Below are 12,785 nucleotides of genomic sequence, written 5' to 3'. Positions count from 1 at the left end.
ACCGATAGGAAACATTTTTTCGTGGACCAATCAGTAACATATATAAATCAATTTAAAAGAAAACAGAGAAGAAATTCCCATCTTACTTTTACGAGTAGGATATGCTCAACCAATGCCTTATTCGCCTAGAAAAAAGCAAGTGAGGTAATTATTGGCAATTAGACACCAAGTTTGTCCAACAAAAACTAACTCTGCAACGTTTTCTATCATAAAAGAGCCCAAAATGATTGTCAGAACACTGCTAGATACAGATCTTTATAAGTTTACCACCTCGTATGCTTATATCAAACTGTTTCCATCTGCCATGGGAACCTTCAGTTTCAATGACAGAAACGAGACTGAATACACCGAAGAGTTTCTGGAAACACTGAAAAAAGAAATCAATAATCTAAGCCAATTGAGACTTACGGAAAAAGAGCTGGAATATATGACTCGCAATTGCCGCTTCCTTCCAAGAGTCTATTGGGAATGGTTATCCTCTTTCCGCTTCGACCCAGACAAAATTAGAATTCATCTGGACGAGGAACACCATCTACACATTGAAGTAAGTGATTTTCTTTATAAAGCCACTTTATATGAAGTCCCTTTACTAGCCATTGTATCCGAAATAAAAAACAAGTTCTCAGGTAATAGAGCGGATATGAGTGATATCCTTTGTAAACTGTCAGAAAAAGTAGAATTATCCAATCATAATCGGCTTCGCTTTTCAGAGTTCGGTACACGCAGGAGATTCTCGACAGCTGTACAAGAAGCCGTTATCAAAAGACTGAATGAAACAGCCCACTATTGCACAGGTACTTCCAACTGTTATTTTGCAATGAAATATGACATGAAAATGATGGGTACCCATCCTCATGAATGGTTTATGTTTCATGGTGCACAATTCGGATATAAACATGCGAATTACATGGCTCTTGAAAATTGGGTCAATGTATACGACGGAGATTTAGGGATCGCTCTATCCGACACCTATACTTCCGATATTTTTCTCAGCAACATAAGCCGTAAGCAAGCAAAGTTATTTGATGGAGTACGGTGTGATTCGGGCAATGAATTCAAATTTATCGACAAACTAATTGCCCGCTACAAAGAGCTGGGTATTGATGCTACAACTAAAGTGATCGTCTTCAGCAACGCCCTCGACTTTACCAAAGCATTAGAAATTCAGGAATATTGCCAGAATAAAATCCGTTGTTCTTTCGGAATTGGTACTAATCTCACCAATGATACAGGTTTCGAACCTTCCAATATTGTGATGAAGCTAACTCAATGTAAGATGAATGTCAATCAAGAGTGGAGAGAATGTATCAAACTATCGGATGACGAGGGAAAACATTCAGGTAATCCGGAAGAAGTCAAAGCCTGTCTGTACGAACTTAGATTAAATAAATGATCAACATATAAAAGAAGCCACCTCATTTATTATATGGGAGTAAATAAAAAACAAACAGATCAAATAAGACTAATTGAACGCAAAATATTATGAATATTAAAAGTATAGACATAAAAAAAGGAGCAACGCCTTGCTCCAACCTTTGTTAACCTTAAATCTAATACTATGAAAAACACATTGCAAAGATACGGACTTTCAACATATCTGCAAATTATCCAAATAAAAAAGCATGTTTTATAACACGATTTAAAACTTACGGTATAAAACACACCTTTTTATTAATATTTTTTCAAGACTTAAACTCTTTGACGGCTCTCTCAAGTCTTTCAAGACTCAATTCACCAGACTGTCTCCATAACTGTTCTCCTTTTCTAAAAAGAATAAAAGTAGGAGTCCCTTCAATAGTATAGAATTCAGCGAGAGCGTCTTCCTGGTCCACATCGATCTGCACTACTTCAAGTGTACCTTCCATCAACTTTTTAAACTCTTCAACCACAGGTTGCATACGTTTGCAATGCGGACACCACGTTGCGTAAAATTCTGCCATTACCCAATCGTCATTAGCTAACTTTTCTTTGTTTCTCGCCTCTCGGGCAATCTTCTTCTCTTTCATACTCATTGATATTTTAGTTCATAATTATAAATCCAACAATGGATAGAGAGAGAAGGTTTAACCATTAATCAATAATATACAAAAATTAAACTATCAAGTAATCACAAAAAAACGGTACCTCGATTCACATCGCAGCACCGTCACAACACAAACACAAAATAAAACACGACAAAACTACTATGCAATCTTCCTGTTATGCCGGGGAGGCATATTACTGACTGATATATATTCGCATACCTACAAGTAGTGTACCAGGCGATTTGCACTGTATATAACAACACTGTTTTCTTTTTGTTCATAAGTTATCGAAAAAAAACTATGATAAAAAACGGTACCCCGATTCACATCGCAGCACCGTCACAACACAAACACAAAATAAAACACGACAAAACTACTATGCAATCTTCCTGTTATGCCGGGGAGGCATATTGCTGACTCATATATATTCACATACCTACAAGTAGTGTATCAGGCGATTTGCACATATATAACATCCTTACTCTTTCTTTTGTTCAAGAGACAAGAGTAAAAAGTTTATTTTTTTGCTTTATAATCTTTTAAAAAGCCTTCCATCAGCCACTTAGAGAGTGCCTGCCGATTAGAGCTCATCACCAATCTACGTTGGTCGAAAGTGTTCTGGATATTTCCTAGCTCCACAAAAACAGAAGCAGGAGTGGTATGCGAGAGTACATATAAATTACGTCCACCCACTGTCCCCGAGAATCCCCGGTTAGGCTGGTGCTTATCATACTTGGCTTCAAACATATCCTTCATATTATTTGCCAAACGTTTGCTTTCCGTTTTTTGAAGAGTATGATAGAAAAAGACATCCGTCTGTTTGCCCTTGCTACGGCTGTCCACATGGATAAAGATAGCACGGCAGTATTTATAGTTCTTACGGTCTTTTTGATAAAGCGCATTAATTTTACTACAACGCTGTTGTAGACGTTGCACCTGATTCAACGGAATTGGTGCCCCCATACAGGTTTCGCGTTTACTATTAGAAAGATAAGCATCATTTCTGATTCCGTCTTTGGCGTCTTGAATAATAATATGAACTTTTGCCCCTTCCCCCATCAAATTTCGCGCCAGACGAAGTGCAATATCATACGCATATTCGTCTTCGTGAAGTTCATGTCTTCCAGCTCTTCCGATAGCTCCGGGATCAGGACCTCCATGGCCACTGACGATATAAAAGCATGCCCCTGCAAGCCTGTTAGAAGTGACCTTTACATTTGCCAATGCCTTGCCAAACAAAGGTTCATTTATTACAGTTCCTATTTTTGCAGTTTTAGCCGGTTGTGATGCAATACCACTGTTTGTATCGCTTTCGGATGCCGCTTTTCCAGATGCCGAAGAAGATGTAGATTTCTTCACTGGAGGAATGACATAACTAACCCCGATCTTCAATACTTTATTTCTTCCTAACTTCTTCTGATTCAGCTCTACAAAATCATCGTAATACTTTTTGGGAGAACGGTTATGACGCAACAAAAAAGATGAAATGCCTTCACCTGCTTTCGGAGTTGCCTTCTGTTGCGCCCAAAGAGCAGTGACTGAAGAAAAACAAGTAAATAACAAAAGAATATAGAATCTCTTTCTCATTTCAATAGGGACTTAGTTTGTCATCACGATCTATTTTATAGTATTTGCCACTCCGAATAACGTGAAAATTCTGCATTCTCAATAGTAAACTAAATACTTATGAAGGGAACAAAAATACAATTATTTTCCCTACTTTTGCGCCATAAAAACTTTTTTTGGCAATAAAACAATAAATCCGATAACATTATGGCAAAACAATTCAAGCCCGAAACCCTGTGTGTACAAGCAGGATGGACTCCTAAAAAGGGCGAGCCGCGTGTGCTGCCCATTTATCAAAGTACAACTTTCAAGTATGAGACCAGCGAGCAAATGGCACGTCTCTTTGATCTTGAAGAAAGTGGTTATTTTTATACCCGTCTGCAAAACCCGACAAATGATGCAGTAGCTGCCAAGATTGCTGCTCTTGAAGGTGGAGTTGCCGCTATGCTGACTTCCAGCGGTCAGGCAGCCAATTTCTATGCCATATTCAATATCTGTCAGGCAGGAGACCATTTTGTTTGCTCTTCAGCCATTTACGGCGGAACATTCAATCTGTTCGGCGTAACGATGAAGAAGCTCGGTATTGACGTTACCTTTGTCAGCCCGGATGCGAGCGAAGAAGAAATAGCCGCTGCTTTCCAACCGAATACTAAAGCATTGTTTGGAGAAACGATCTCCAATCCTTCTCTTGAAGTGCTAGACATTGAAAAGTTTGCCCGCGTTGCTCACAGTCATGGCGTTCCTTTGATTGTAGACAATACTTTCCCGACTCCGATCAACTGTCGTCCGTTCGAATGGGGGGCAGATATCGTAGTTCATTCTACCACTAAATACATGGATGGACACGCTACCAGTGTAGGTGGCTGTATCGTAGACAGTGGTAACTTCGATTGGGAGGCATACGCTGACAAGTTCCCCGGGCTTTGTACTCCGGATGAATCTTATCATGGACTGACTTATACCAAAGCTTTTGGTAAGGGAGCCTATATCACCAAAGCAACAGCTCAGCTGATGCGTGATCTTGGAAGTATCCAAAGCCCGCAAAACTCTTTCTTGCTGAACTTAGGTTTGGAGACTCTGCACCTGCGTATGCCGCAGCATTGCCGCAACGCACAGAAGGTTGCCGAATACTTATCAAAAAATGATAAAGTAGCTTGGGTAAATTACTGCGGGCTTCCGGATAACAAGTATTATGCACTTGCACAGAAATACATGCCGAACGGTTCATGCGGCGTTATCTCCTTCGGTCTGAAAGGTGGACGCGATGTTTCCATCAAATTCATGGATTCTCTGGAAGTGATCGCCATCGTCACCCACGTTGCCGATGCACGTAGCTGCGTACTTCACCCGGCAAGCCATACACACCGTCAGCTAACCGACGAGCAATTGATTGAAGCAGGTGTACGCCCGGATTTAATCCGCCTGTCAGTAGGAATTGAGAATGCAGACGATATCATCGCTGACATAGAACAAGCACTTGGGTAATGAAGAACTAAAATGAAGAATGAAGAATTAGCTCTCAGCGTAGTTAACGCACGGGAAGTTCTTCATTCTTCTTCATTTATCTACGCTCTGAACCCGATAGGGTTTCTTTGAGGCTTGTCCGCCCATACATTGATAAAACGAAGCATTCCTTCTTCTACATCACCCGGTTCTATTGTCCGAAGCATTTCTTTAGAAAGCATCTCACGGTTACGCATTAATCTCTTCGCCATAGCAGGGAGGATTCCCGTAGTAATTACTTGTTCCACCCACCGTGCATTACTGAATAAAGCATCTTTATTCGCTACAGCTTCAGCAATAAGTCTTCTGAAAATACCCTCTGTTGCTTCCGGTAACCCATATTCGCCTTTATCCAGCAAATTCTGTCCGATCTGGAATAGTTCATCTACCGTATAATCGCTAAAATGAAGTTTATGAGGGAAACGTCCTGCCAATCCCTGATTCCCATTCATCATCAATTCCATCTCTTTCTCATAGCCAGCCATAATGACAAGCATATCCGGATTTTTCTGTGCCAATACAGGAAGCAACACTTCAATAGCACGCAACCCGAAATCACTCCGGTCATCTTTTCCGCAGTACAGCGTATAAGCTTCATCAATAAATAGCACATTACCATGAGACTTTTCCAGAATATTGAGCATGTTCTTTTCCGTATCTCCGAGATATTGTCCTACGATATGCGAACGATCTGTCACTACTACATCTCCCTTCGATAGTATTCCTAAAGAATGATAGATCTTCCCGATCAATTTTGCCACCGTTGTTTTGCCGGTTCCCGGATTTCCTGTAAATATCATGTGATACGGGCCTATATCGCTTACCGGAAGACCGACTTGTTGCCGCATCTTTTGCAAACAGGACAAGTTGAAATGCTCAGTCAACCGTTCTTTCACTTCCGTTAGCCCGACCATTGCGAGAAGGGGTTTCATGTTTTCCTCAAAACTATTCATCCGGTTACTTCCAAAAGATAGTTCCAGATCATCCGCATACAAGGTTTGCAAGACCTGTATATCCGGCGAAGCTGATTTTAATACCCTCTTCATTAAGCGTTTTCTAATAACAGGCAACAAGGAATTCTCTGCAAAATCGATAATTTCTTTCTCGCCCCAATACATTAGTTGTCCATTATCCCATGATTGTTTAGCCGCATTATACAAACATAGCTCTGCATCCGGAGAAAGCTTGTATTTATGTTGCTCTAACTGATATATCAACCTATATAATATATCCGGTAAAGAATAATTTCCAAACTCCAACCAACATTCCTTAGGAAAATAAGCTCTCCATTCAGGAACCGCCTCAAAAAGCTGTTCAACCTCGCTCTCTGTCCCACAAAGCACTAAGGACCAAGAATATTCCTGATCATTTAAAGCATTCGTGATTTTACGTAACACCGGCAATCCATTGGGAGAAAGTAACACAGAAAACTGTTTCAGGCAGACCATACTATCCAGACGATTATTCATCAAAGCATCTATTTCCTCATAAGGATTCAATGAGTTTTTGGATACAATCAACGATGTAGCATCCACTCTATCCACATGATTATTCCCCAATGAAAACAAGGAAGAAAGACAACTAACCACCTGTGATTGGATCAAAGATTCTGTTCCTATCATTACAAAATGCTTATTTTTCCTGGTAATCTCCACTCCTTTCCGCCGACGCAGCTCATCAAACATAGTCTCTTCTATCAAAGAAACAAATTGTTCCCGAACATTCCGCATGCCCGGTAGCTTACAGATTCTCCCTTGCCATACAAATTTCTTCTGACAGTACTTAACCATCAGATAATGAAAAGAATCCGGTTGAAGCTCCCGAACCTCACACTGCACGCAAGCTCGTGATGAAAGATGAAAAGAGAACACGTATGCAGGCTCTTCATTATATACAAACACCAATGAATAATCTCCTTCCACCCAGATGAACGATGAATCTAATGAAAACTTTAGCCAAGTATTCGATCCTTTCGATATTAGTTTTCCGTCGGTCTCCACTTTACCTATCAGCTGATGGTCAGAATTATAACAATAAGCACAAAAGTCATACGTATCTTCGATGTGTCCTCTCAAAGCTACTTTTACATCCAATTTTCCGGAAGTTCCGCAAACCGTTTCCTGCACAACAGGACGGGACACAGACACTCTTCGCACTCTTGGCTTAGGTAGATATATTCCTTCAGTCAGTATTTGGAAACGGTGGCATAACTGTGTTCCCATTGTTTCCAACGGTGACTTTGCTTCCGAATCATTCTCCATATTACCGACCAACAAAAAGTAACGTCCCGGCAATAGTTTACCGGCATCTTCATACGTAAAAGAGTATTCGAATCCATCCGGATCAATTTGCTCTGTTCGCCTGAAAATCGGAACTCGGCACCCCTCTCGATACAAGGAAAACAGAACGCCGTTCGATGGTTCATTTTCTGCAACCTTCCGCATCCACATCGTTATTCGAAGCACCTTTTTAGTATTCGTTTTAAAATAAAGTTTCTTTTTTCTCCTTTCATGATAAGTATCCTCTTCATTGGCAAAGACTACTAATTCTTCCAATTTATATTCACCCTCCGGTTTGGGATTGATCGGAATGAAATAGGTCACTCCTTTATCCACATAGCGGCCTTCTCTTACATATCCGGAATTATCATCTAAAAAAGCTTTGATTTGTTCGTCCAAATCATTTAAATTTTCATCAATAGTTGTATCTTTCTTTTTTGTCATAGCACTATAAGTTTTAATATAAAAATTGAATAATAAAAAACGGTCAATCAAATCACCCTTGAAGAAGGGCAATACGAGAGTAATCTGTACGAATCGATAAAGATGCATACAGGCTGAAAAGATCCACAAATAATAAAAGGGATTAGGAAACTACCACTTTTGCAGATATTCCGGACCTCTCATTTTGTAATCGGCTACAAAATGCCGGACGGGTGTCCAATCTGTCAAAGAACACAATGTTAATGCATGCAAAGCTCCTCCATGAGCCTCGCAGTCATCGTTTCATTGTAATTCTTTGATATTTGTTTTTGTAAGCGGTTCCGTTTCATTAGAACATATAGTGCTTTTAAAGTACGGAGACAAAAATAGTTGGAAAATAAATATGATCCAACTATTTTAGTAAAATATTTATTTGCAACATTACTTGCTGCCTACAATAAAATCATGATTTATTGAATTCATAACGGTCTTATTTGCATCAGACTCGAATAAAAGACATAAAGCACCCTGCTATTTTCGGGCAATTGGACGGATGTCACCGGTCGAATATCAGTTATATCTTCTACAAAAAGAATTGGAGCAGGTCCTACGCTCCTTTCAGAAGTGCTTTTTAACTTCGGATTCAAGAAAGTAGCACAACAGTTTTTAAAGAGAAGCGACCACTTTCTTTATATAAATCCGGTGCGTTCCCCACCCGTCAATTCCGATACCGGAATCCGGTTGTTGTGCCCACTGGCGTAACTCTTCGGTAGCTGCCGTACGCAATAACCCTGTGAGTTTCTGATATTCACGAACTGTCAGGTAAGGATGCTGCTCCAGATACTTCACTGCCAAAGCCAACCGTTGTTCAGGCGTATACTTTTGTGAGGAACGTCGTGGTTTCCATGGAGCCCTTTCCAAATTACACCGTCCATTGATGCGCCGTATCATTGTCTTTTCCACACGAAAATTTACATTTCCTACCACAATGCTTCGTGCGTTGCGGTGAGTTTCTCCTTCACCCGGCTTCTCGCGTTCCTTATCATCGCACAATGTGAGAGATGGCGTAAACGTCCCGATACCGTCCAACTTCACAGATTTGCCATTTGCCATCAGATGTGCCATTTCGATAGCTACTTCCGCAAGTACTCCTTCTACAACTCCTCTGTTAAATCCGCTACAGGATGTTATTTCGTTTATCAAGTCTTCGGTAGAAGCTTGTTCGATCCTTGCCAGTTTCGGATAAAGTATCCGTTCGCCCGTTCCTTGTATGTCGGGCATTTCTTCCATGATGTACCTTGCCATAGTTCTTGTTTTTAGTTCATTATTAGATATGCTGTTGGCCATTAATAGAAAACTTATTCTCCACTAAGAGATAACTTACTCTGTATTAATAGAAAACATTCTTTTTCTTTATATAAAACTATAACCGCAAGCTCCGGTTATATAACTGAAACTTTTGATTATATAATCAAAAGCTCCGGTTTCATAATCAGAACTTGCGGTTATAGTTTCTTCCCTGCAAAAGTATACTTTATATCTTGAAAGAACAAGTTTCCTTCCTATTAAAAGTAATTTACGCATTACAAAGATAAGAAATAAATTCTTATGTATGCCATTAATACCTTCTTTCCCTATTCTAATGTTTATGAATAATACTTAGAGAAATACATACATTATTAGTAACGAAGCTTAACTGAATAAAAACTGTATTGCCGAACATACACAAATTATATTTTCTGTTTCTTTCTTGCAAGTCCGGGCGTTTTACTTTATATTTGGAAATTGGCTTTCGTTAAACCAGTCTAATACATTTTGAGGAAAAGTCTATGCACTCCCAATAAACTGATATTTCGACTGATACGGAAACTTTCTTAGAATCTTATTTCAACTAATCGTAAATAGCCTCTTAAAAGTATCACAGATATGAAAAAAAGAAGTATTATAAAGTTGCCGGTGTGGAGTGGCCTACTGTTGAATCTATGTATTTGTTTCAGCTTTGCCTCGCCTGTAGACGAATGGGAAGCTTTCGGAGACACTGCATTTGAAGATGGATTCGCACTCAGCCCTCTGAATACTAAAATAGTGGAAGAAAAAGGTGGATGGGAAAAAGCCTGCGTAGATACGCTCTATGTTGAGAAACAGGATAAAAAGCCTATTTGGAAAATAGCCCAATGGAACAGTAAACATGACTTGGGAAATACACTGCCGGTAAGAAATCAAGATGGCTCTATCACTTATACTAATCAAGGGAAAAAAGTTGTTTGGCATCAAGATGGTAGCTTATGGTTGGAGATCAATACAAGTCAAGAGTATGATAAGCCACGGAAAGAGAATGAGCCATGGCCTCATCTTTTGATTGAGCAGAACTTCAAACGTCAGCCGAATATAGGCAAAGTGAAACAATTGAATTTTTCGATGGAAATAAAGTTGGAGAAATGTGAGCGGAAGATGTCCGACAGTGAGTATAACCCGGAATTACATACAGCTCAAACTCCCTTTTACTTTGTTTTGAGAAATGTGAATAGTAAGGCTCCGGACTTTAACTCCTTCATTTGGTTGGGTATCCCGTCCTATGATTATAGATATCAGCAGATGTCTGACAAAGAAACAATTTCGTGGGATATAGAAACTGCTACATATATTTATAATGTACCTCAGTTGCCTGTATGGGGAGATATAAATTTTAATGACAAACAATGGCATCAGGCTAAAGTAGATGTGCTGCCTCTGATTAAAGAAGCTATTGAGAAAATGAAATCAAAAGGCTTTTTTAAGGATACGGCTTGGGAGGATATGGAAATCTGCGGGATGAACTTCGGATGGGAAGTGCCCGGTACATTTGATACAGCCGTCAGTGTAAGAAATATGAGCTTGAAGGTGACAGACAAGTAAAAGAATACCTGAGCCCTGAGAAATAGAAGGCTCTTTCAACTGAAAAAGCGTATCCGGTTTTACCCAGATACGCTTTCTCTCTTCAAACACAAACATTTAACTTATCGTATGCCAGATGTTCATCAATATAACGAATCCCATCCATCTTAAAAAGTCCTCGTAAAAGCATATAATTCAGCACCCGTTGCACTATATACGGAGTGCCTTGCAGGCAACTCTGATAAATTGCTTCCCGCAATTCCGCTGCAAAGAGATCCGTATCGACTTCAGGAAGTAGAAAGCCACAGATTTTACAATGTGTCAGTATATCAATGAACTGTTGTAACCAGAACGTATTTTCCCGTTCAAATGAAGAACGGTACTCATCATCTTCGGCAATATCCAACAGTAAAGTCTTCCCCATCGAATGTAACAAAGTGAGATACCCGTTTACAATTATGAAAAGATGACCCATGCACGAACTATCCATGCGTATTTGCTTCTGTTGTACACTTCTTCTGATTTCATTGGCTAAATCAGAAAGGCAAACACGAAACAGACAAACCTTGCTGGGAAAAAGTTTATAAAGCGTACGCTTCGACATCTTCATCCCCTTGGCTATGTCGTCCATAGTCAATCTGTTAGTTCCATGCAGAGACATTTCACGTTTCGTGTAATCGAGTATCCGACTCCGTAGCGTATCAGGATTCATATTATCCTCCTACATCCTACCCCCACCCAGCGACTGATATAGAGTAATCATTCCCTGGATTTCGGTAAAGCGGTTTGCCACTTGAGAAAGCTGAGCGTTCAGCAACGTTTGCTGTGCGGTCAGGACTTCCAGATAAGTTGTATCGCTATGTCTCATTAAAAGATGGGTACTCTTGACAGCTGTCTGCAAGGAAGCAACCTGTTTCTCATAGAAAGCAGCTTTCTCGCGAGCAGTCTGATACTGCACCAATGCTTCGTTTACCTCCACACCTGCATTCAATAATGCTTGTTCAAAATTGAGGCGGGCTTCTTCCTGTTGAGCTTTCGCTATTTTCAATCGGGCGATATTTGTACCTTTATTAAATAGAGGTTGCGTCAATGAAGCTACTGCCGAAGCAAGAAACTTACCCGGATTCAGAATCATACTTCCGGCATTATTCGTCCATCCGGCACTACCGCTCAAAGTGATAGAAGGATAGAAAGAAGCACGCGCGGAGTTTGTCGAATAGAAAGCCTGTGCCAAAGAATATTCGGCACTACGTACATCCGGACGATTGGAAAGCATTTGCAAAGGAACTCCTATGGAGAAGTTTTCAGGCAACTGTTGATTGTTCAATTTACCACGCTGAACAGTATGGGGAACTTCTGCCAGCAATAGACTCATGGAGTTTTCTACCTGATTGATTTGCTCTTTCAAATCGAGTACTGTCGTACGAATTGTATAATAGTTAGCCTCTGTCTGAGCCAATCCGGCTTCATTCATCATACCTGCTTTCTTCATGGCACGTGAAGCTCTTACCGTTTCCTGCCATGCTTTTTCCGTAGCTACGGCAATATCGTATTGGGCATCGAGCATCAACAAAGTATAATAATTGTTGGCTACGGCAGATACTAATTGCGTTTTTACAGCTTGCTCATATTCCTTACTTTGTTGGTAAGCTGCTTTTGCACTACGTTTCGTATTCGTGGTACGGCCAAAAATATCCAGTTCCCAAGAAGCAGTCACAGGCAATGAATAAGTTTGTGTAGCCTTTCCCTTATCAAAACTACTGGCTGTTCCTTCCGGTGAAAGAAACAAAGAAGGTAAATAGGATAACTTCGCCGTCATCAAAGAAGCTTCCGCTTCTTTCACACGCAAATGAGCCGTCTGCATATCCGTATTCTTCACCAGGACCGAATCTATCAGTACTTGTAGATGTGGATCGGTAAATACTTCCCGCCAAGAAAGATTCCCAAAATTCGTCGTATCGGTGGCAGCGACTGACTCACTGCCATAAAGTCCCTCGGGAACTTCCGAAACCGACTTGTATTTATTATAAATACCGCAACTACTCAACATGACTGTCACTGCGGATAATAGTATTATTTTTCTCATATTTCTTTTTTATAATTGAAAACTCTGTGT

Annotated in this window: 9 protein-coding genes; 3 read left to right on the top strand and 6 right to left on the bottom strand. The window is 40.1% G+C overall.

Going from position 1 to position 12,785, the window contains the following annotated elements; genetic code table 11:
- Window positions 1-223: 223 nt before the first annotated feature.
- Window positions 224-1,393, top strand: coding sequence for a nicotinate phosphoribosyltransferase (gene pncB / locus CZ225_RS06150; RefSeq protein ID WP_077153383.1), 1,170 nt, complete (start codon window positions 224-226; stop codon window positions 1,391-1,393).
- A gap of 289 nt (window positions 1,394-1,682) precedes the next feature.
- Here pncB and CZ225_RS06145 read toward each other — a convergent pair whose 3' ends face one another.
- Both CZ225_RS06145 and CZ225_RS06140 read right to left on the bottom strand, forming a co-directional pair.
- On the bottom strand, window positions 1,683-2,006 hold the full coding sequence (locus tag CZ225_RS06145; RefSeq protein ID WP_077153382.1) for a thioredoxin family protein: 324 nt from the start codon (window positions 2,004-2,006) through the stop codon (window positions 1,683-1,685).
- A 534-nt stretch (window positions 2,007-2,540) separates the two neighbouring features.
- A complete protein-coding gene (locus CZ225_RS06140) occupies window positions 2,541-3,611 on the bottom strand; it encodes an N-acetylmuramoyl-L-alanine amidase family protein (RefSeq protein ID WP_077153381.1) in 1,071 nt (356 codons plus the stop codon).
- 186 nt (window positions 3,612-3,797) lie between these two features.
- Here CZ225_RS06140 and CZ225_RS06135 point away from each other — a divergent pair, with 186 nt between their 5' ends.
- The gene (locus tag CZ225_RS06135; protein WP_077153380.1) at window positions 3,798-5,075 is read left to right on the top strand and encodes an O-acetylhomoserine aminocarboxypropyltransferase/cysteine synthase family protein; all 1,278 of its coding nucleotides are present in this window, start codon (window positions 3,798-3,800) and stop codon (window positions 5,073-5,075) included.
- A gap of 80 nt (window positions 5,076-5,155) precedes the next feature.
- Here CZ225_RS06135 and CZ225_RS06130 read toward each other — a convergent pair whose 3' ends face one another.
- Complete coding sequence (locus CZ225_RS06130) at window positions 5,156-7,816, bottom strand: AAA family ATPase (protein WP_159441753.1); 2,661 nt, start codon at window positions 7,814-7,816, stop codon at window positions 5,156-5,158.
- A 645-nt stretch (window positions 7,817-8,461) separates the two neighbouring features.
- Window positions 8,462-9,100, bottom strand: coding sequence for an HU family DNA-binding protein (locus tag CZ225_RS06125; protein ID WP_077153378.1), 639 nt, complete (start codon window positions 9,098-9,100; stop codon window positions 8,462-8,464).
- Window positions 9,101-9,721: 621 nt separating this feature from the next.
- On the opposite strand from CZ225_RS06125, the gene CZ225_RS06120 reads away from it, so the two are divergent.
- On the top strand, window positions 9,722-10,690 hold the full coding sequence (locus tag CZ225_RS06120) for a hypothetical protein (protein ID WP_077153377.1): 969 nt from the start codon (window positions 9,722-9,724) through the stop codon (window positions 10,688-10,690).
- An 82-nt stretch (window positions 10,691-10,772) separates the two neighbouring features.
- On the opposite strand, the gene CZ225_RS06115 is transcribed toward CZ225_RS06120, so the two are convergent.
- Window positions 10,773-11,381 carry a TetR/AcrR family transcriptional regulator gene (locus tag CZ225_RS06115; RefSeq protein WP_077153376.1) on the bottom strand — a complete coding sequence of 203 codons (609 nt, stop codon included), beginning with the start codon at window positions 11,379-11,381 and terminating at the stop codon, window positions 10,773-10,775.
- A 9-nt stretch (window positions 11,382-11,390) separates the two neighbouring features.
- Entirely contained in the window at window positions 11,391-12,755 is a 1,365-nt protein-coding gene (locus CZ225_RS06110) for a TolC family protein (protein ID WP_077153375.1), read from the bottom strand.
- Window positions 12,756-12,785 lie beyond the last annotated feature (30 nt).

The organism is Bacteroides bouchesdurhonensis, from assembly GCF_900155865.1.
Taxonomy (GTDB): Bacteria; Bacteroidota; Bacteroidia; order Bacteroidales; family Bacteroidaceae; genus Bacteroides; species Bacteroides bouchesdurhonensis.
Note: the sequence above shows the minus strand (reverse complement) of the source record. Positions and strands in the feature narration are given on the sequence as shown.